At 49.7% G+C, this 18,920-nt stretch carries 18 protein-coding genes and 1 pseudogene; 12 read left to right on the top strand and 7 right to left on the bottom strand.

Features of this window, described 5'->3' with window-relative positions; genetic code table 11:
* Nucleotides 1-96 precede the first annotated feature (96 nt).
* The 3 genes from EL633_RS31980 to EL633_RS31970 all read left to right on the top strand — a co-directional run bounded on the left by EL633_RS31980 (nucleotide 97) and on the right by EL633_RS31970 (nucleotide 2,052).
* Nucleotides 97-300, top strand: coding sequence for a hypothetical protein (locus EL633_RS31980; protein WP_126631266.1), 204 nt, complete (start codon nucleotides 97-99; stop codon nucleotides 298-300).
* A 159-nt stretch (nucleotides 301-459) separates the two neighbouring features.
* Complete coding sequence (locus tag EL633_RS31975; protein ID WP_126631265.1) at nucleotides 460-669, top strand: hypothetical protein; 210 nt, start codon at nucleotides 460-462, stop codon at nucleotides 667-669.
* Nucleotides 670-1,008: 339 nt separating this feature from the next.
* On the top strand, nucleotides 1,009-2,052 hold the full coding sequence (locus EL633_RS31970) for an aldo/keto reductase (protein ID WP_126631264.1): 1,044 nt from the start codon (nucleotides 1,009-1,011) through the stop codon (nucleotides 2,050-2,052).
* Nucleotides 2,053-2,100: 48 nt separating this feature from the next.
* Here the strand turns inward: EL633_RS31970 and EL633_RS31965 are convergent, their stop codons facing one another.
* Nucleotides 2,101-2,787 carry a TetR/AcrR family transcriptional regulator gene (locus EL633_RS31965; protein ID WP_126631263.1) on the bottom strand — a complete coding sequence of 229 codons (687 nt, stop codon included), beginning with the start codon at nucleotides 2,785-2,787 and terminating at the stop codon, nucleotides 2,101-2,103.
* Between the two features lie 193 nt (nucleotides 2,788-2,980).
* On the opposite strand from EL633_RS31965, the gene EL633_RS31960 reads away from it, so the two are divergent.
* Both EL633_RS31960 and EL633_RS31955 read left to right on the top strand, forming a co-directional pair.
* The gene (locus tag EL633_RS31960; RefSeq protein WP_126631262.1) at nucleotides 2,981-3,985 is read left to right on the top strand and encodes an ATP-binding cassette domain-containing protein; all 1,005 of its coding nucleotides are present in this window, start codon (nucleotides 2,981-2,983) and stop codon (nucleotides 3,983-3,985) included.
* Complete coding sequence (locus EL633_RS31955; protein ID WP_126631261.1) at nucleotides 3,982-4,803, top strand: ABC transporter permease; 822 nt, start codon at nucleotides 3,982-3,984, stop codon at nucleotides 4,801-4,803. The genes EL633_RS31960 and EL633_RS31955 overlap by 4 nt, the downstream gene beginning before the upstream one ends.
* A gap of 136 nt (nucleotides 4,804-4,939) precedes the next feature.
* Here the strand turns inward: EL633_RS31955 and EL633_RS31950 are convergent, their stop codons facing one another.
* On the bottom strand, nucleotides 4,940-6,232 hold the full coding sequence (locus tag EL633_RS31950; protein WP_126631260.1) for a glycosyl hydrolase family 28 protein: 1,293 nt from the start codon (nucleotides 6,230-6,232) through the stop codon (nucleotides 4,940-4,942).
* A 493-nt stretch (nucleotides 6,233-6,725) separates the two neighbouring features.
* Between EL633_RS31950 and EL633_RS31945 the strand changes: the two genes are divergently transcribed.
* Both EL633_RS31945 and glgB read left to right on the top strand, forming a co-directional pair.
* On the top strand, nucleotides 6,726-7,562 hold the full coding sequence (locus tag EL633_RS31945) for an SMI1/KNR4 family protein (RefSeq protein WP_126631259.1): 837 nt from the start codon (nucleotides 6,726-6,728) through the stop codon (nucleotides 7,560-7,562).
* 422 nt (nucleotides 7,563-7,984) lie between these two features.
* Nucleotides 7,985-10,003 (top strand): 1,4-alpha-glucan branching protein GlgB, encoded by a 2,019-nt coding sequence (glgB, locus tag EL633_RS31940; protein WP_126631258.1) that lies wholly within the window; start codon nucleotides 7,985-7,987, stop codon nucleotides 10,001-10,003.
* Nucleotides 10,004-10,044: 41 nt separating this feature from the next.
* Here glgB and EL633_RS31935 read toward each other — a convergent pair whose 3' ends face one another.
* The 3 genes and pseudogenes from EL633_RS31935 to EL633_RS31920 form a co-directional block, all read right to left on the bottom strand.
* Nucleotides 10,045-10,701 (bottom strand): thiaminase II/PqqC family protein, encoded by a 657-nt coding sequence (locus tag EL633_RS31935; protein WP_126631257.1) that lies wholly within the window; start codon nucleotides 10,699-10,701, stop codon nucleotides 10,045-10,047.
* Nucleotides 10,702-10,723: 22 nt separating this feature from the next.
* Nucleotides 10,724-11,944, bottom strand: a pseudogene (locus tag EL633_RS37730) (HAMP domain-containing sensor histidine kinase).
* Nucleotides 11,920-12,651: a response regulator transcription factor gene (locus EL633_RS31920; RefSeq protein WP_218027622.1), complete on the bottom strand. Its 732-nt coding sequence runs from the start codon at nucleotides 12,649-12,651 to the stop codon at nucleotides 11,920-11,922. Before EL633_RS31920 ends, EL633_RS37730 begins: the two are co-directional and overlap by 25 nt.
* A gap of 242 nt (nucleotides 12,652-12,893) precedes the next feature.
* Between EL633_RS31920 and EL633_RS31915 the strand changes: the two genes are divergently transcribed.
* From EL633_RS31915 to EL633_RS31900, 4 genes are all read left to right on the top strand, one after another.
* Entirely contained in the window at nucleotides 12,894-13,205 is a 312-nt protein-coding gene (locus EL633_RS31915; RefSeq protein WP_126631253.1) for a hypothetical protein, read from the top strand.
* Nucleotides 13,195-13,635, top strand: a complete 441-nt coding sequence (locus EL633_RS31910; protein WP_126631252.1) for a hypothetical protein — start codon at nucleotides 13,195-13,197, stop codon at nucleotides 13,633-13,635. The genes EL633_RS31915 and EL633_RS31910 overlap by 11 nt, the downstream gene beginning before the upstream one ends.
* A 185-nt stretch (nucleotides 13,636-13,820) precedes the next feature.
* A complete protein-coding gene (locus tag EL633_RS31905; protein WP_126631251.1) occupies nucleotides 13,821-14,432 on the top strand; it encodes a hypothetical protein in 612 nt (203 codons plus the stop codon).
* A 60-nt stretch (nucleotides 14,433-14,492) separates the two neighbouring features.
* A complete protein-coding gene (locus EL633_RS31900) occupies nucleotides 14,493-15,335 on the top strand; it encodes an ATP-binding cassette domain-containing protein (RefSeq protein ID WP_246039306.1) in 843 nt (280 codons plus the stop codon).
* Between the two features lie 56 nt (nucleotides 15,336-15,391).
* Here EL633_RS31900 and EL633_RS31895 read toward each other — a convergent pair whose 3' ends face one another.
* Nucleotides 15,392-16,084: a TetR/AcrR family transcriptional regulator gene (locus EL633_RS31895; RefSeq protein WP_126631250.1), complete on the bottom strand. Its 693-nt coding sequence runs from the start codon at nucleotides 16,082-16,084 to the stop codon at nucleotides 15,392-15,394.
* Between the two features lie 265 nt (nucleotides 16,085-16,349).
* On the opposite strand from EL633_RS31895, the gene EL633_RS31890 reads away from it, so the two are divergent.
* Nucleotides 16,350-17,336, top strand: a complete 987-nt coding sequence (locus EL633_RS31890) for an alpha/beta hydrolase (protein ID WP_126631249.1) — start codon at nucleotides 16,350-16,352, stop codon at nucleotides 17,334-17,336.
* A gap of 190 nt (nucleotides 17,337-17,526) precedes the next feature.
* Here EL633_RS31890 and gabT read toward each other — a convergent pair whose 3' ends face one another.
* Nucleotides 17,527-18,822 carry a 4-aminobutyrate--2-oxoglutarate transaminase gene (gabT, locus tag EL633_RS31885; RefSeq protein ID WP_126631248.1) on the bottom strand — a complete coding sequence of 432 codons (1,296 nt, stop codon included), beginning with the start codon at nucleotides 18,820-18,822 and terminating at the stop codon, nucleotides 17,527-17,529.
* Nucleotides 18,823-18,920 lie beyond the last annotated feature (98 nt).

The raw sequence follows: 18,920 nt of genomic DNA, 5'->3' as shown, positions 1-18,920 counted from the left end.
TATAGTCTCCTATAGAACATAAGTATGAAGCAACCGCAATTGTTGTTGTAACGCTTTATACTTTCTCAATTCCAAAGAAAGACAGGAGAAGGTACTATGTCAATCCGCTTGTATGCATATATCCAATCATTCGTTCAGTTTATCGTCGCATGCGTAAATAAACAGCGCTATATCCTACTGGGATTGCTTGCCGCAGTCCTGCTGGCAGTACTGATATTGCTGCTGCTCAGCCAAACTGGTGCCCACCATATACTTGCCGAGGGAACACCTCCATGGGGCCCCGGCGATCTCAAGGGCTAATTTTTCTCTCCATGCACCTGATCGCTTCTCTTAATTTTACAGGAACAGATCACAAGTGGACCATCAGTTGCTCTTCAGGCACGATGGTCCACTTTTTCATATCTGCACATCTAAACTTCCAGTAAACCTGATCAACTCAAAATAGCAAGGGTAATAAAGATGACCTGGAAAACTATTAATGAGATTCTTGGCCTGGCAAGTATTGATCCGGAATTTTGTGAACATCTGCTCGCCAATCCTATTGCTGCCATTGACAGCAAAGGCTATTTGCTCACGATTGAAGAAAGACGTGTATTGTATAATATACAAGCAAAGGATATTTACGATTTCAGTACACAATTACTACGCAAAACTGGCTATATTCAATAAATATCCTTCATACATACTCATTTCACAAGCTGATCTAGCTCACAGCAGCGCACGAACGAACTCCTCCACCATCGACACCACAGGGCTTTTTAATTTTCCTCTTCCTGGCGCCTACGGCGCCGGAGTCTAGTGTGGTGTGTGTTCTGGGGGCGGCCGCGGCCGCCCCCCAGAACACACACCACACCAGAAATACTCTGTATATGATTTGCCTGACAGTTACTCCCGGCTGAAAATGAAAAAGCCCTGTCGACACCACCGGTAGACTTTCGAATTTCTCACGTCTGGTGGTATGATAAATATTCCTATATAGTGTGATAAAGAGAAGAAAGAGACAACTCGATGGAATATAGACAACTTGGTGGTTCTGGCCTGAAAGTGTCTGCGCTAAGCTTTGGAACGGCGACCTTTGGTGGTGGCGATGCTTTTTTTAATGCCTGGGGCAATACTGATGTTGAGGAGGCACGTCGTCTGGTCGATATCTGCCTGGAGGCAGGCATCAACCTCTTCGATACAGCGGATGTCTATTCAGGCGGCCTGTCGGAAGAGGTTCTGGGACAGGCGATCTCCGGACGACGGGACCAGTTGCTGATTTCAACCAAGGCAACCTTCCGGATGGACGAGGGCCCTAATGGACTGGGTTCCTCACGCTATCACCTGATCCAATCCTGTGAGGATAGCCTGCGTCGCTTAAAAACGGATCATATCGATATCTATACGATGCATGGTTTTGATGCGCTTACCCCGGTCGAGGAGACGCTGCGCACACTGGATACGCTGGTGCAGAGTGGCAAGGTACGCTATATCGCCTGCTCTAATTTCTCCGGCTGGCACCTGATGAAGTCCCTGGCGACCGCGCAAAATTATGGCTGGACGCGTTACGCGGCCCACCAGGCCTTTTACTCTCTAGCTGGACGCGAGTATGAATGGGAACTGATGCCGCTCGCCCTCGATCAGAAGGTCGGCACAATCGTCTGGAGTCCGCTGGCCTCAGGAGTACTCTCCGGCAAGATCCGCCGCAATCAGGCGGCTCCCGAGGGTAGTCGGGTGCAACAGATAGGTTCAGAGGGGTCACGTATTCCTGATGAGAAACTATACGAGATTGTAGATGCCCTTGACGAAATAGCCCAGGAGACTGGCAAATCGGTAGCGCAGATCGCTTTGAACTGGTTATTGCAGCGCCCCACAGTCGCCAGCGTCATCGTTGGCGCACGCAATGAAGAACAACTCAAACACAACCTGGGCGCAGTTGATTGGAATCTCACGGCTGAGCAAGTCACAAAGCTCGACAAGGCCAGCGAAATCCCAACCATCTACCCCTACTGGCATCAACGCTCTTTCACCGAGCGCAATCCACTGGCAGTTCCAACATATAAAGAGCGCTAAACAACCGCCCCAAACGGACCCGATGGGCTACACGTGGAGAAAATGCCCTTAATTTGTGTGGAGTTGCAGGCTCTTGATATAGATATGCCGCAGACCTTGCAGAATTCTTTCAGCCGAGAAACCACGTTCCTGGCGCTGAAAGAGATAGCAGATCGGGTGTAGTGTAGCGAGAAGAGCGTCAGCGGTGTAGGATACGTCCAGCGCAGCGATCTCTTCTCGCTCGACTGCTTCACTAAACAAACAGGACAACAGTTCATGAAGCCAGCGATAAAAAGGGGCCTGCTGGAGCGAAAATTTGCGAGCACCCTCAACTTCATCGCAGGAGCCCCCCTGCGGTAGAGGAGCAGCAATCGCACTCAACCAGACTGCCTGCTCTTCAAACAACGCAACCAGGTGTGTCAGTACCCCATCCAGCCGTTCGAGGGCAGAAGCGGTGGCGTGTGCCTTGAAGAGTGCACCAATCTCCTCAACAAATTTTTTATGTCCTTCGTGCATCAGTTCCATACATAGCTCGCCTTTATTCGTATAACGGCGATAAAGTGTGCCTTGTCCAATGCCCGCAGCGACCGCGATCTGATGCATGCTGACGGCATCTACGCCCTGGGTGGCGAAGAGCTGACGGGCAACAGCTAAAATACGTCTGCGATGCTCCATTGCGTCGCGCCGCTCGTGTCGTTCCGGCATAAATGGCTCTGGCAAATGGGCCAACCACGGCATCGTGTGAAATTCTTCCATTACAACATTCCCCTTGACAAACGGACAGCTGTCCGGTAAAATTGAATTAAGTGGACACCTGTCCACTATAGGGTACCATAAGACAGGATTCCGGTCAAGGCCGGGCCTGCCTTTGTTACGTTGTATCTCTTGCCTTATCTATCTCCTGCTGACAAACAGATGATTGTCAGCATAACAGTAGAGGAAAGATACCATGGCGAATAGACCAGCTATACGGGCTGAGGGGCTAAAAAAACACTATGGAAAGACACAAGCCCTCACAGGACTTGATCTCGTTGTTGAAGAAGGAACGGTCCTTGCGCTCCTCGGTCCTAATGGTGCAGGCAAAACAACTACCGTACGTATTCTAACGACACTCTTACGTCCCGATGCAGGACGGGCTGAAGTTGCAGGACTCGATGTGATCAAACAGGCAGATCTGCTACGGGCACGTATTGGTCTGACCGGTCAGTATGCTGCTGTTGACGAATATCTAACTGGCCTTGAAAATCTGGTGATGTTTGGTCAGCTCTACCATCTCTCAGGCGCTATGGCCCGACAACGCGCCAAAGAACTACTTGAACGATTTGAACTCGTTGATGCAGCCAGGCGTCCTGTCAAAACCTATTCCGGTGGTATGCGTCGCCGTCTTGATCTGGCCGCGAGCTTAATTATGTCACCACCCATACTCTTCCTGGATGAACCAACAACTGGCCTTGATCCACGTGGTCGTCTGGCGATGTGGGATGTCATCAGTAATCTGGTGGCGGATGGTACAACGGTGCTACTGACAACGCAGTACCTGGAGGAGGCGGATCAACTAGCCAACCAGATCGCTGTGGTTGATCAGGGTAGGGTGATCGCCAAAGGTACGTCAGATGAGTTGAAGGCTCAGATCGGTGGCGAACGGATTGAGCTTACCATTAGCCAGGGTGGAGATATCGCTGCTGCCGCACGTGTGTTGGAAGCCTATAGTATTGGTGAGCCCATTATCAATACCGATCATCGCCATATCATCGTGCCAGTCACGCAAGGTGCGCAGCTCTTGATGACGGTTTTGCGTGACCTCGATAACGCCCAGATCCCTCTAGACGATCTGGCCTTGCGCCGACCAACTCTTGATGATGTCTTCCTTACACTGACCGGGCATGCCATTGCATCAGAAGCCAATGCTGAAGGCACAGTGGATGCACGCCCGATGGCAAGGAGCCAACGATGAGCAGCAAAATCCAGCAAAAAACAGGCCCACTCACGCCACTTTCGCGCCCCGCGCTCTACTGGACCATCTCTGATGCACTGGTCCTGGCGAAGCGCCATCTCATTCAGATCCCGCGCATTCCTGAAGAACTGATCTTTGCCACGATTCAGCCGATCATGTTTGTGCTATTGTTCCGCTATGTCTTCGGCGGCGCTATCGCAGTATCGGGTACCAGTTATGTCAACTACCTGATGGCAGGGATCTTTGCCCAAACAGTGATCTTTGGCTCAACATCAACGGGCATCGGACTAGCCACCGACCTGCAACGTGGACTTGTTGACCGCTTCCGCTCATTGCCAATGACAAAATCTGCGGTCCTCACAGGGCGTACGCTCTCTGACCTGGTCCGCAATACCTTTGTCGTCTTCGTAATGTGGATGGTTGGCCTCCTGGTCGGCTTCCAACCACAGGGCAATATCCTTTCCTGGTTGGCGGCGGCTGGTATGCTCCTTCTCACAAGCTTTGCCTTCTCCTGGATATCGGCAACGATAGGTCTGGTCGTAAGCAGTGTCGAGGCCGCACAATCGGCAGGCTTTATCTGGCTCTTTCCATTGACTTTTGCCAGTAGCGCTTTCGTGCCAACTAAAAGCATGCCCGACTGGCTGCGTGCCTTCGCCGAGCATCAACCTGTCTCACTGATTGTCGATGCCGTACGCGGACTCTTGCTGAACCAGGCCGACGCCTCAACCATCTGGCAAGCGCTCGCCTGGTGTATCGGTATCCTTATCGTCTTTATTCCACTCGCAGTCTGGGCATACGGACGCCGCGTCGCCCGGTAAGTCAAAGATCCTGGGTATCTTTTCTTGATCGTGCCTCAATTCTGAAACCCTGGGTCATCCTGAAGCAAGCACGATGCTTCAGGATGACCTTCTTCAAAAAGCGCACAAATTGAGCACAGTACCATGATAACAGCCACTAGCGAAACACAATGCCTCTTGCTTCCCTGGTGAAGAGATCAAGCTGAGCACTATTTGTCACCTTCGTGCCTCCCAGGTACACGTCTTCTAAGGTGACGCCTTGCACCTGATGGTTTTCGTCATAGCCTCCGATTACGGAGATCGAATATCCAGGATTATAGATGGAGAGGGCCACATGGATATCCTTGAGGACAATGTCTTGAATATGCCCTCGTTCTTCATCAATATTAAATCGGGAGCGTATGACACGGAAGTCAATCAACTTGTCATAATAATGTTCGACCCTGATATGCTCAAATAAGATATTTCTCACCAGGGCTCGATCACCAACATGTATCCCGAAGGGGGCACCATGTCCATGCACCGAGACGATATCAAGATCGCTAAATATAACATCCCTGACTTCATTGATCGTCAGTTCATGTCCGATTTCCAATGCATTTCCAGCCCGGCCTGTCATGATGGTGCATGAGCGCACAAGAATATTATAGACATCATCGACCGCATGATAGGTTTCCCCCGTCACGGGATACGTCCAGTTAAAGCCTTTCAGGACGATGCAGTCGTCATTATTCCTCAGTATGCAATGTTCAATCAGTACATCATGTGAGCCCACCACATCAATACCATCCGAACTAATAATCTCCCCAATCTGCTTGATACGAGCAACATGCACATTACTACAGGCAGCCAGCATGATCATCCAACAGGAAGGCTCAATCATAATGATGCCCTGGATCTCTATGTCACTACAGCGATAGAGCAAAATAGTACGATAGCCTGGCCTGTCTTTGAAGTAACTTCCATCAAGGATACCATTGCCATAAATCTTGATATGGGCCGCATCTGTCGCGCGGATACTACCTCTCACGACGGCCCCACCCTCGATATAGATCGATTCATTATCATGCAAAACAAGTTCACCCACCTCGTGGATCTGTCCGGCCGCAAAATAATAGGTCGCCTTCCCATCATAACTGTCTTCGGGATTCGCATAAAAAAAGAGCGGAAGCGTTACGCCTTCTAGCACAATATGCAGCAACTGATCATTTTTGACCTGAAAACGGGCACAATTATCCGCGACTTCAGCGACGACGCCCAGGCGTTGAGGACTGATAGTCAGCGGTCCTAATTTTTTATTGCTGATGATCTCAACCTGCAGCTCTTCGGAAGAAGAGACAGAAACGAAATAAGCGACGCCAGTCTGCAGGACGTCAAGCGCTTGCCCATTGACAAACACAGCGATTTCATCTGAACGCGGCAATGCGCGCGGGTAAGGATATAAAATCATGTTTCCTCTTTTTCGGCATCAATCCGTATATTTCTACAGTAATTTCCCGATTGCCGTCTGACAGGTGATACGATGGAACTACGACAATCCATTATGTTAATATAAGTATAGGAAATATGATCTTAGCTGTCAAATAATCCGAGATACAGTGAAATAAACAAGATAATAAACAAAAATAAACCTGTAAAAGATTTAAAAAAAGAGATATTCCGGGACATTCATAATGCGAAAAAATTTCTATTTATATTAGTATAACGAATACACGTCACATAGAATAAACCGCTGCAGGACATTAGCAGTGGATATCACGTGTAACGCCAAACAAACATGACGAGATCTCAACGCTGACGATAGCGCGCCAGCTACACCACCTGTAGACTTTCTCATTTCTCATATCCGGTGGTATGATAGTTGTTCCTACGTAGTGTTATAAAGAGAAGAAAAAGCAGCGACGACATTAAGTAACAGGTATAAGGAGGTTCATACAAGACGTATGGATACTGTGCACGAAGCATGGCAGCGCATCGATGCCTGGATACAGCAATTCGCACCATCACAAGCGAATACCTATTTTTATCCAGGTGCCTCTAACGAACAGATTGCTCATATTGAAACAACGCTAGGGTTACAACTTCCAGAAGATATTAAGGAGTCTTATCACATTCATAATGGAGGGGAGAGCATTTTGGGCTGGGGAAACTTTTTCAGTATAGAATATTTTGGGAAAAGTAGATATGCGCAATTATTGCAGGAGCCAGGGTGGGCAGGCAAAACTCCTCAATGGGTACAGCAAGGAAAAAAACTGCCCGTAGAAGCTGTTTGGAGACACCCTTCCTGGATAGATTTTACAACGAATGGTGCAGGTGATACTCTCTGCATTGATCTCTCTCCCGCCGCCGAGGGCACCTATGGGCAAATCTTAGATTGGGGACATGAGACCGGAGTGACTAAAGTAGTCTTTTCTGGTTTTCGTGAACTGCTCTCTGTCTTTGTTCTTCACCTCGAAGCAGGTATCTATGGGCCTCATGGAGGCGCTTTTTTGGTGCAAGTTCATCCCCGCATTCAGGAACGTCGAGCCGCTTTTTTGGCCGATTCCCCTGGGAAGCCACTCATTCGAGAAGCATATAGGAATCTCTGGGATGGAAGTGAGCTTGATGAAGAGCTTTTTGAGCAGGTCGGCACTCTGGAAAATGCCACCCTCGAAGACCGCTTTTTTGCTTCTTATGCTATACATACATTTATTAACACTGACGATACGGATCTTCTGGAAATAGCACAGAGCGCTCCTGACGATCATTGGATACGCGATGAAATTCCTTTCTTTGCGTAAAGAGCATCCAACGCTCACACATTCACAACGCTCAGTGAAGAAGCACACGGCGAATAAATCATTCATACATCCTCACGCTCCACTCGTTTAAAGACGGGTGGAGCCCTTTTTAATATGAAACGCACAACATAAAAATGGACTGCATGCATCGGGACAAACGATGTTGTCCAATGCAGGGCTTTTTAATTTTCCTTTTCCTGGCGCCTACGGCGCCGGAGTCTGGTGTGGTGTGTGTTCTGTGGGCGGCCGCAGCCGCCCACAGAACACACACCACACCAGAAATACTCTGTATATGATTTGCCTGACAGTTACTCCCGGCTGAAAATGAAAAAGCCCTGTATCCAATGGAATAGAGTGGTAGAGAAGTTGCTCGTATGCTATTCTTAGAGATACTCAGAAGTTATGATAAGGATGAAAAACATATGACAACATCGCATAGCCAGCAGCAGTCCGACTCGCATCATCATGTGCCATCACTCTTTAGCGATTTTGACCTTTACCTGTTTGGACAAGGACGGGATTATCGTATCTATGAGAAAATGGGGGCGCATCCTCGTGTTGTCAATGGCGTCGCTGGCGTCAACTTTGCTGTTTGGGCACCTGGCGCACGCGCCGTCTCTATCATAGGAGACTTCAATAACTGGGACCGTGAGAGCACGCCGATGCATCTACGACATAAGGAGCTTGGGGTATGGGAGCACTTTGTCCCAGGTGTGAACGTTGGCGCGCTCTATAAATATACAATTACGTCGCGCTACAACGACTATATTGTAGATAAAACTGATCCATATGGCTTTTCTACCGAAGTACGTCCACAGACAGCGAGTATTGTCAGCGATATTCATCGGCATAGTTGGCAGGACAACGCATGGATGCTCCAACGAGAGAAACGACAGGATCTCAATGCGCCGCTGTCGATCTATGAATTACATCCTGGCTCGTGGCGGCATATACCAGAACGGCACCAGGAAGGGGCGACAGAAGAAGATCGCTATTTGACCTATCGTGAACTGGCTCCCGCGCTCGCTGAATATGTCAAAGATCTGGGCTTTACACATGTAGAACTCACGCCTATTACCGAGTATCCCACCGATGCATCATGGGGCTATCAAGTCACAGGCTATTATGCTCCCACCAGTCGCTTCGGCACACCAGAGGATTTTCAATATTTTGTCGATTATATGCATCAACACGAAATTGGGGTCTTACTGGACTGGGTGCCATCCCATTTCTCCCAGGATGGTGATCCGGTACATCATTTACATGGGCCGCAACTGGGCAACTTTGATGGCACGCACCTGTATGAATATGCCGATCCACGCAAGGGCGAGCATAAAGAGTGGGGAACATATGTGTTCGACTATGGGAAAAGTGAGGTCAAAAACTTTCTCATCGGCAGCGCCATGCTCTGGTTGCATGAGTATCATATTGATGGACTCCGTGTCGACGCTGTTGCCTCAATGTTGTATCTGGACTATCTACGCGATCCCGGTCAATGGACCCCCAATATCCATGGTGGCCGTGAACATCTGGAAGCGGTAGACTTTTTGCGGCAGTTGAACGATGCGGTCTCCACGCAAGAGCCAGGTACCATCACGATTGCCGAGGAGTCCACCACCTGGCCGTTTGTCTCACGTCCAACATATACGGGTGGGCTCGGCTTTAGCTATAAGTGGAATATGGGCTGGATGCATGACATGCTTGAATATATGCAGATTGATCACATCCACCGACGCTATCACCACAACAATATCACCTTCTCGCTGATGTATGCATACTCTGAGAACTTTGTCTTGCCCCTGTCACACGATGAAGTCGTACATATTAAGCACTCACTCATTAATAAAATGCCCGGTGACTTGTGGCAGAAATTTGCGAATCTGCGCGCATTCTATGGCTACATGTGGGGCCATCCCGGCAAAAAGCTGCTGTTCATGGGGGGTGAATTTGGACAATGGCGCGAATGGAACTTCGCGGAAAGCCTGGATTGGCATCTACTCACACCACCAAGCGATCCACATCATGCTCAACTACGGGATTTTGTCCGTGACCTCAACACACTGTATCACCAGGAACCTGCTTTAAGCGTCTTAGATAGCTCTGAGCAAGGCTTCTCCTGGATCGACCCGAATGACTCCGACAATAGCGTCATCTCCTTTATGCGACGCAGCCATCGACCTGAAGAGACGCTCATTTTTGTCTGTAACTTCACGCCCACTCCCCATCATAACTATCGCATTGGCGTACCCTATACAGGTGCATATTATGAAGTTCTCAATAGCGACGCTACCCACTACGGTGGGAGTGGACTGATAAATGATGCCCTACTGCCCAGTAGTCCACTCCACTGGCAATCCTGTCCACACTCCATTGTCTTAACACTGCCACCGCTCGCCACCATCGTGCTCAAACCACGAACGTTGGAAAACAACAACGCATAGTTCTCCCGCCCGGCCTGGTAGATCCAGGCCGGGCTGACGGATCAGGCGAGCGGCGCGCTGAGTATAGTATCGTAGAACATAAGCTCATATTCGTGGCTGAGACGGATCGCGCGCGTGATGTTGCGGCGTTCCGTAGGATCACTGGAGCGTTGCAGCAATTGTTGATCGATGGGCGCAACTTTTTCCTCTAACGCTTTATGCCCCCAGAAAAATTCGATCTGTGCTTCAGTGAGGTTATAATGCTTGATCAGCGCCGGTGCGATACGCAGGCAAATCTGGATAAAGATATCCTCACTGGCACTGACGGCAGCCAGCCGTTCGCCGGGTGATCCATAGGCGAGCATCCAATAGAAATAATTCGTCAAAGCCATGCAACCGGCCAGAGGTTCAATCTGCTCAAAGTCTGAGCGTTGCAGGCCGACCGCCTCACCAAAGCGGATCAAGATCTCATGTCCACCAACCTTGGGAAGCAGTTTCTGGATCAGCAACACCTGAGCATCAATATCCTTCTCACCAGCAATCGCGAGTGCGTCCAGGCGGTACATTTGCATCACCACCAGCGCATCCTGCAGAGCAAACAGACGCAGACGTTCGACCGGCAATGTCCCCTGCTCAATTTCAGTCCATAATGGATGGTATAACAATTTCTGGCGTAATGTCGCCAGATCTTCTGTCAGCAAGGTATCTGAGAAACCCATAATCTATGCATAGCTCCTTTTTTCAGCTAAGATGTGCTTTGTTGCTTGTAGCTACACTCACTCCCATCGAGCCGCCGACCGTTGGTTGACAGAGCGGCATTTCAATAGTGATCTCGCAGCCACCAGCGGGATGATTCCGGATAGTAATTGTACCACCCTGTTTCTCTACCAGCAGTTTGCACGTATACAGGCCTAAGCCAGCAGCCTGACGCACTTTGTCACCAGGCTGCTGGCTGCCATGATAGAACTTCTAGAAAACATGCGGGAGATCCTCCGGGGCAATACAGCAACCGGTATCACGTAAGACAAACGAGAGAGCATCCGTTTTATGAGTGCAGATAAGAGAAATGTTTCCATGTGCTGGTGTATAACGTAGCGCGTTCTCAAAGAGATTATCTAACATTTGCTCGATACGGTGCAGATCAATAGAGACTTGCTTGCGCTGAGTTGCCAGATGATGATACATAGACACAAACGTGATTTCGTGGGCAGTAGCCTGCAATGTATCCATGTGCGCTTTCCGCTTGAGCTCCTCTTCCAGCCACACAGGTTCAGGTTGAAGCACAAAACTGGTGTGTTCGAGTGAAACAACAAGCAACATATCGTTCAGCAAGCGCGTCATACGTTGACTATTTGCCTCCAGGACCGGCAGGTAGCGGTTCAAGCGCTCATTGCGTTTCTCACCGGCTTCGATACGTGCCAGACTCTCAACATGTCCTTGAATGATCGTAACCGGCGTGCGCAAATCATGCGAGAGCACCGCCATCATGGTACGCATCTCTTCCTGTTTTCCCCATTCTCGTTCCAACGATAACTGTAATTCATGGCGCAGTTGATTAAAGGCAGCACAGAGATCGCCTAATTCATTGCGACCCCGATAGTTGATGGAAAAGTTGAGATCCTGCTGGCGAATTTTCTCTACAGCTTGCATCAATTCATCCACTGGCTGGCGAATGTTACGCTTGAGCAAGTTGGCGAAAAAGAGGATAGCCGCACCCAGGACAATAAAGGGCAAAGTGACAAGCAGTAAGATGACAAGAGCCTGAAGAGGGCGATTATGCGCAAAGATCGTCGTGCTCTGGACACTCAAAGTCACCAGATAGACACCAATCAATTCCAGAATACAGGTAAGTATCAATGTTGTCAGCAAAATGCCTAAAACATACCAGATGAACAGACGCCCAAACACAAAACGCGGACGCCGCCCTCCAGGCTGCGTTATAGTGATGTCTTGCGTGCCCATTTATATCCTACTCCCCAGACCGTGTTGATATACTCGCTGTGTGCATCAAACTGTGTGAGCTTTCTGCGGATGCGTTTGATATGTTCAGTGACCGTCTCGGTATTTCCTGGCGCATCGAGCCCCCAGATACGATCATAGATGACCTCACGTGAAAAAATCTGTTGTGGGTGCAAGGCTAACAGCTGAATAATCTCAAACTCTTTCCGGGTCAATGACACATTTTTGTGCGCATAACGTACCTCGTATGCGCTAAGGTCAATGACTAGTTCACCATAGCGCAACAGCATAACCTGACCCATCTGAGCTGCTTGTTGTTGACCTCGATGGTGACGGCGCAAATGCGCTTCAATGCGAGCGATCAACTCTTTGATGCTGAACGGCTTCATCACATAATCATCTCCACCAACACGAAAGCCCTGAATTTTATCTGCATCGCTCTGTTTCGCACTGAGAAAGAGGATGGGAATATCCCATCCTGCGCGTAATTGCTCACAGACAGAGAAACCATCGCGCCCGGGTAGCATGATATCCAGAATCACCAGGTCCAAACGATGCTGCTGAGCCATTAGTAAAGCTTGCTTACCATCAAAGGCAGCATAAACCGTATATCCTTCGTCTTCCAGGGCATCTTGCACAAATTGAACTATTTCATCTTCGTCATCAACGACTAAAATAGTGCCTTTCGCTTCCTTCTGGAGAGATGACACGTTTAACCTCTCTACCTTCCCTTGTTTTTTCTCTATTATACAAATCATTACGCTTCTTATACAATCAGATAGTGAATCAAATGCTCAATATGTTCAAAACATATCTGAAGACACACCTACATCTTCCTGTGTTTATATTTTGTTGAGAAGTCTGTTTTAAGATAGCGCTAGTTGTGAGGGAAGAAACAACGACGATCCCTGCGGTGTCACCCGTACTAAAAATTTTTCATAACGGAGAATATATGTCTTTTGATCACCTTTTATATGAATGGCGCCTCCATTGGAAATCCATGTTATTGGCCCCGGTTGCATTGATGGTTGCCTGTATCCTTTTCGCCTTATTGCAACTGAGCTTAAAGGAAAATATTGGACGTACCTATCTCAGTTTCGCGGAGGTCTTTCTGCCTCTGGCGGCGGGAGTCATCTCCGGATCTTTGATCATACGGGAACCTGCTCTTGAGCTGCAATTGACGGTAGCACAGCCCTATCGTAAGACAAAAACGCATAGCGCTCCTGCTCATTGCCTATGCCTGCATCTGTTGTTTGCTCATTAGTAGTATGGCGTTCCTCCATTTCTGGTTTTTACCACCGTACGTGCTGACCTGGCCACTCATCTGGCAGTGGACGTTAGCGCAACTCATCTGGTTTGCGCCGCTCGTCTGGTTTGTAGTCGTTGGGATGTGTATCTCGATTATCACGCTGAATAGCGTTACAAATGGTGCCATGCTCGCCGCATTTTGGATTGTCGAGTTACTATACTGGGGACCCTTCCATGATAACGTCTGGCTCCGGTCCATCTATATCTTTCCAACGATTATATGGATATATCAGGGAGAACATGTCGCCTTACCGGCCTGGTACCTGAACGCTTACTGGCTTCTCCCTCATCTAGAACAAATAGCGATGGCCGTGATCTTGTTTGTGTTGTCATGGTTTCTCTTGCGCAACACCGAACATCTCTTGAAAGGAGCTACCGCCGAATGAATGCAGGCCACCCATCTCGCCGAGCTCAATTTTTGGGCATTATAACATATGAGTTTTGGATGCAAGTTCGTCGCCCCTCTCTCTAAGTTTTCTTTGGTCTGATTACCATCTATGCCTACTTTGTTGTAGGCGGAGGCATCCGTTTATATCCAAACATAAAACAGGAGCTTACGACGCATTCATTGTTGTTCACCATTGCAGATATTGTAGGCAATGGCGAATTATTATTACCATTGTGTGTTGGGTGTTTGTTAGCTGACCGCTTGGTACGAGATCGACAGGTGAAGGTCGCTGAACTTTTTGAGACGATGGATGTTTCTTTGCGCATGCGTCTGTGGGGAAAATATGTTGGAACGCTGATAGCTACCTGTGTACCTCTCTTTCTCGTGTTGAGCATTTTCATGGGATACATCTATGCCGCCTCACAGAGCCTGCTGGTCATTCCGCTTTTTGTGCTGGCATTTCTGGTCATTGCGGTTCCAGGATTACTGTTTGTGGCGGCCTTTTCGCTCGCGTGTCCAATGGTCATGCCTGTGCCGCTCTATCAATTTCTGTTTGCCGGCTACTGGTTATGGGGAAATTTATTTCTGAAACAGCAAGTGCTGCCCACGCTCAGTCGAACGATCCTGACACCCTCGGGCTCCGTGATCGCCAATGGCTTCTTCAGCACCAATACAGAGATCTTAGGTACAACGCCAGTCTCTGCATCCATTGCCAGCATGATCGTGTTGGTCAGTGTAGCCGCCATGGTTATGATCGCGCTGGAGCGTTTTCTGAAGTGGCAACAATTTCATTAAAAAAGGAACAGTGCTTCATGCACATAGAGAAGGAGAGAAAGAATACAAGCGCTTAAAGGCGTGAATCTGACCATCCCACATGGCATGTTTGGCTTGCTCGGACCAAATGGGGCAGGGAAAACAACCTTTATGCGCATCCTGGCAGGCATTCTCCAACCATCAGGCGGAATCTTACGCATCGGGAATATTGATGCCACGACCGAGCAAGGACGTCGACAGGTCAAGAACCGGTTAGGCTATCTCCCTCAAGATCTGGGGATGTATCCAGATCTGTCTGCGCGCGATTTCCTTGACTATGTCGGTATATTGAAAGGTCTCACCGATCGCAAGACGCGTTTACAACGTGTGGATACCTTGCTGGAAACGGTGGCACTTACTGGGGTGGCCAAACGGAAGATCAAAACTTTTTCTGGTGGGATGAAGCGGCGTGTGGGCATCGCGCAAGCGCTGCTCAATGATCCGCAGTTGCTCATTGTGGATGAGCCGACCGCAGGGCTGGATCCAGAAGAGCGTATTCGCTTTCGCAATCTGCTCTCAGAATTTAGCGGAAAACGCACCGTACTCTTATCAACCCACATTGTAGAAGATATCGCCCAAACCGCCCAGAATCTAGCCATTATCCGCAGCGGACTGGTGCTGTTTCAAGGCACTATTGCGCAAATGTTACAGGCGACGCGGGGCAATGTCTGGATGATCACGACCGATGGTCGTAAACCGAGTGAAGACATGTCGATTGTTTCTATGCTTCATACTGAGCAGGGTATTCAGTATCGCGTCGTAGGCAATCTTCGCAACCACCCAGGTATTGTTTCCGCAGTTCCCGTTGATCTCAATCTTGAAGATTGTTATATCTGGTTCATGCATGCACAAAAAAATCCCATCCACATTTTTCTAGGTCAATAGGTATATGTCTTGTCAGTGACCACGAATCCTAGACCATCAGGAGGTGAGCTGGACATTTACGCTGGAGGCTGATCGTCACCAGCGGCATGATGGGGAGTGCAAGCAGACACGCCCCTGATATAGATGCGTCGCAGGCCTTCTAAGATCTGCTCTGACGTGTATCCGCGTCTCTGCCGTTGAAAGAGATAGAGGGCAGGATCAGAGGTGGCAATGATCGCGTCGGCGGTATAGATGGGATCCAGTGGCGCAAGTTCCTCCTGAGTAATGGCTTCCTCAAGCAAATGCGCGATGAGGCTATGGGAGGCACGATAGTACGGCGTGCTAAACTTCATCTCTCGCTTTGAGGCAGACGAGGTATCCATGATTGCCGCTAAAAATAATCCTTCCTCCTCGATGAAAGCAATGCTTCTGCGGAGGACGCTGTCCAGGCGCTGTAATGCTGACCATATTTTTTCATCCTGGGCATCCGCCTGAATCTCCTCTGAGAAACGCTGAGCGCTCTCATTGAGCAGATCCAGAATCAATTCGCCCTTGTGGGCGTAGCGGCGATAGAGCGTTCCTTGACCCACACCTGCTTCCTGGGCAATCTGATGCATACTGACATCTTCAACCCCGCGCTCAGCAAACAACTGCCGAGCCACCCGCAAAATGCGCTGATCAAAATCGGCCGCCTGGCGCTGTTCTGGCCGCCTGCGCATCCCTGTTTCTTTGTTCGGAATGACCTGTTCCTCCCGTCTGCCTGTTTCCATATCCTGGCATCTCCACTTGACAAAGGGACAATTGTCCTCTAAAATACTCTACATGAGGACAATTGTCCCAATATAGAGTATAAGGCCTGCCACAATCCTCGTCAAGCATGGATAAAGCTTGACGCATGAGAAAAAAACAGTATATATGTTTGTCTTGAAGGCCCGGGATGGTATAGCTAGCTCGTGCTTGTGCCAAAGACGACTGGCTGGTACACAACCTGCTTTCCGTCATTGAGCAAGAGACAGACGAATAGAGGAAGATATAATGACAACCAAGCACCTTGTTGATCCTGAGCTCGCTGCTCTCCTTGAGCAGATTCCTGCCACCGTAGTGACTGATGAAAACCTGAGGCAGATACGCGCCATGAGTCCACGAGCATCTGCAAACTCGCCTCAGTTTCCTACGATTACCGTAACCGAGCGCTTCATCCCCGGTCCAGAAGGAGCACCCGATGTACGGGTACTGGTCTATCAGCCAACCTCGGTGCAGGGCGTGGTCCCAAGCCTGCTCTGGCTTCACGGGGGCGGCTATATTATGGGTTCGGCTGATGCGGAAGACCTCACGGTCAAAAATATCGTGTCAGCTCTTGGATGTGCCGCCGTTTCGGTGGATTATCGTCTGGCCCCCGAGACGCCCTATCCTGGTCCGGTCGAGGATTGTTACGCAGCCTTGAAATGGCTCTCGACGCATGCCGACGAGCTTGGTATTGATCCAAATCAGATCGCGGTTGGCGGCAGCAGTGCAGGCGGAGGACTGGCCGCCGCATTAGCGCTCCTGGCACGGGACCGTGGGGAATTCCCTCTGGCGTTCCAATTCCTGCTCGCTCCTATGATTGATGATCGCACGTGTACACTGGCGCAACCACATCCCTACACAGGAGAATTCATCTGGAGAGCAGAGGCCAATTACTTTGGTTGGCGCTCGCTGCTAGGTCAGGAACCCGGGGGCACCGATGTTTCGCCCTATGCTGCGGCGGCCCGTGCTGAACACCTGGAGGGCCTGCCCGCCACCTTCCTCTACGTGGGCGCACTCGATCTGTTTCTGGAGGAAGATCTGGAGTATGCGCGCCGCCTGCTACGGGCCGGCGTGCCAACAGAGTTCCATGTCTATCCCGGTGCCTACCACGGCTTCCGCATGGTTGCCAATGCCCAGGTTACACGGACATCCGAGCGAGATCTGCTAGCAGCCTTAAAACGCGCGTTTGGTCCAGCCCGGCGCTCAAACGAACATTCCCAGGCCTCCCACGCCTGAAACCAGAACATCAAGAGTGGCGGGACGCCTGCATTTGTGCAGATTCTCAATCAGTAGAGCAGCAGTGTGCTACTGCTGCTCAAGTTGCAGGGATTGTATCGGGAAGGTTTGCCCTGTCATCTGCGAGCTGCCATCGAGAAACGCCATACAAGGAATGCGACGCTCCATGTGTGGGTCCGCCTTGCCTTTTCTACGCAGAAACAACGCCTTTAATCACTGTACTGAGTGTCTCAAGTGCCTGTGAGAGAAGCGTTTCCTCAATGACCAGTGGAACAAGGATACGGAGCACATTGCCATACAACCCCGCCTTGAGGAGAAGGAGGCCCTGCTTGCGCGCATCAACCAGTATCTGATCAACAAGTTCTGGTGCCGGCTCCTTGCTTTGACGATCATGCACAAACTCAAGTCCAATCATAGGACCAAGGCCACGCACATCACCAATTTCCGGTATCTCGTGAGACAACGTGCGGCAATAATCCATCATGTGATTGCCAAGCTGCTGTGATCGTGTCAGCAGATCTTCCTGCTCGAAGGCATCTAGTACAGCTAATCCGGCCGCACAAGATAGTGGATTTCCGGCATAGGTACCACCTAGTCCACCAGGGGTTGGTGCATCCATTACCTCAGCGCGGCCAATCACCCCGGAGAGGGGAAGTCCACCAGCCAGACTTTTGGCAACTGTGATCAGATCCGGCACAACGTCACTATGCTCAATAGCAAACATTTTCCCGGTTCGACCAAAACCGGACTGAATCTCATCTGCAATCAGTAGGATGCCATGTTGCTGTGTAATGCTTCTCAGTTCACGCAAAAACTCGAACGGAGCGGGAACAAAGCCACCCTCGCCAAGGACTGGTTCGATAATGATCGCTGCAACTTGATCTGGGGTGATCTGGGTATGAAAGAGTTCTTTCAGCGCAAGGATAGCTTGTTCACTACTCCATCCCCGGTATTCATAAGGATAGGGAGCGTGATAGATCTCGGGTGCAAATGGTCCAAAATGTTGTTTGTAGCCCGTAGCTTTTCCGGTAAGGCTCATTCCCAGCAAGGTGCGGCCATGGAAACTGTGCGTGAAGGCAATCACGGCCGAGCGTTGCGTTGATGCCCGAGCGATTTTAATCGCGTTCTCGACCGCCTCGGCTCCGCTTGTTAAGAGCATAGTCTTCTTCGGAAATGTTCCCGGTGCGGCTGCATTTAAGCGTTCTGCCAGGCGGATATAGACTTCATACATACCAACCTGAAAACAGGTGTGCGTGAAAAGCTCTAACTGCGTCTGCACAGCCTGAACAACCCTGGGATGGCTGTGCCCAACATTGAGAACACCGATGCCTCCTGTGAAATCAATATAACTGTTGCCATCAACATCCCAAAGAGATGCTCCTTGCGCCTGGACAATCATAATGGGATGGATATTCGCAACCCCCAGGGGAATATTTTTCACCCGTGACTGCAAAAGAGCCTCAGTGCGCGACTGGTGATCAAGCATGGTATTTTCTGTCCTCTCGTCTCCATAAATTAATAGCTTTATGAAAAGTATAAAGAATTACCACCGAGAAAACTAGCGAGGAATGAAATAGACTCCAA

Source organism: Dictyobacter alpinus (genome assembly GCF_003967575.1).
Taxonomy (GTDB): Bacteria; Chloroflexota; Ktedonobacteria; order Ktedonobacterales; family Ktedonobacteraceae; genus Dictyobacter; species Dictyobacter alpinus.
This window is presented reverse-complemented; position numbering and strand designations above follow the sequence as displayed.

Excerpts from the sequence above, each read along its gene's own strand:
- EL633_RS31980 (WP_126631266.1), top strand. The coding sequence starts at position 97 with ATGTCAATCCGCTTGTATGCATATATCCAATCATTCGTTCAGTTTATC.
- EL633_RS31975 (WP_126631265.1), top strand. The coding sequence starts at position 460 with ATGACCTGGAAAACTATTAATGAGATTCTTGGCCTGGCAAGTATTGAT.
- EL633_RS31970 (WP_126631264.1), top strand. The coding sequence starts at position 1,009 with ATGGAATATAGACAACTTGGTGGTTCTGGCCTGAAAGTGTCTGCGCTA.
- EL633_RS31965 (WP_126631263.1), bottom strand. The coding sequence starts at position 2,787 with ATGGAAGAATTTCACACGATGCCGTGGTTGGCCCATTTGCCAGAGCCA.
- EL633_RS31960 (WP_126631262.1), top strand. The coding sequence starts at position 2,981 with ATGGCGAATAGACCAGCTATACGGGCTGAGGGGCTAAAAAAACACTAT.
- EL633_RS31955 (WP_126631261.1), top strand. The coding sequence starts at position 3,982 with ATGAGCAGCAAAATCCAGCAAAAAACAGGCCCACTCACGCCACTTTCG.
- EL633_RS31950 (WP_126631260.1), bottom strand. The coding sequence starts at position 6,232 with ATGATTTTATATCCTTACCCGCGCGCATTGCCGCGTTCAGATGAAATC.
- EL633_RS31945 (WP_126631259.1), top strand. The coding sequence starts at position 6,726 with ATGGATACTGTGCACGAAGCATGGCAGCGCATCGATGCCTGGATACAG.
- glgB (WP_126631258.1), top strand. The coding sequence starts at position 7,985 with ATGACAACATCGCATAGCCAGCAGCAGTCCGACTCGCATCATCATGTG.
- EL633_RS31935 (WP_126631257.1), bottom strand. The coding sequence starts at position 10,701 with ATGGGTTTCTCAGATACCTTGCTGACAGAAGATCTGGCGACATTACGC.
- EL633_RS31915 (WP_126631253.1), top strand. The coding sequence starts at position 12,894 with ATGTCTTTTGATCACCTTTTATATGAATGGCGCCTCCATTGGAAATCC.
- EL633_RS31895 (WP_126631250.1), bottom strand. The coding sequence starts at position 16,084 with ATGGAAACAGGCAGACGGGAGGAACAGGTCATTCCGAACAAAGAAACA.
- EL633_RS31890 (WP_126631249.1), top strand. The coding sequence starts at position 16,350 with ATGACAACCAAGCACCTTGTTGATCCTGAGCTCGCTGCTCTCCTTGAG.
- gabT (WP_126631248.1), bottom strand. The coding sequence starts at position 18,822 with ATGCTTGATCACCAGTCGCGCACTGAGGCTCTTTTGCAGTCACGGGTG.